This is a genomic window from Streptomyces coffeae (assembly GCF_016741875.1).
GTDB classification, from domain to species: Bacteria; Actinomycetota; Actinomycetes; order Streptomycetales; family Streptomycetaceae; genus Streptomyces; species Streptomyces coffeae.
On sequence record NZ_JAERRF010000239.1, the window covers coordinates 1 to 275 of the forward strand.

Below are 275 nucleotides of genomic sequence, written 5' to 3' on the forward strand. Positions count from 1 at the left end.
GCTGAGGTCGCGGCGAGCGTCAGCTACCGGCAGGCGGGGCTTCCTGCGGTGAGCACGGTGTCTGGTCAGCGGCTTGGCGAGGGCGAGTGGACGACTCCGGAGTACTGGGTGCGTCAGGTCCGCGAGCCGGTCCGCTTCCATGATGCGCTGAAGACAGCGACCGTGGAGCAGGGCGTGTCCCGGCTGCTGGAGGTGGGTCCGGATCCGGTTCTGACCAGTCTCGCGCAGTCCGGGTCGGAGTCGCTGAGCGCTGCGGCGGCAGTGCTGCGTAAGGG

1 protein-coding gene is annotated in these 275 nt (G+C 69.8%); it reads left to right on the forward strand.

Annotated elements, in window-relative coordinates; translation table 11 throughout:
• Nucleotides 1–275, forward strand: a 275-nt coding sequence (locus JK363_RS41820) for an ACP S-malonyltransferase (RefSeq protein ID WP_201883545.1), incomplete at both ends; no start/stop codon positions are given.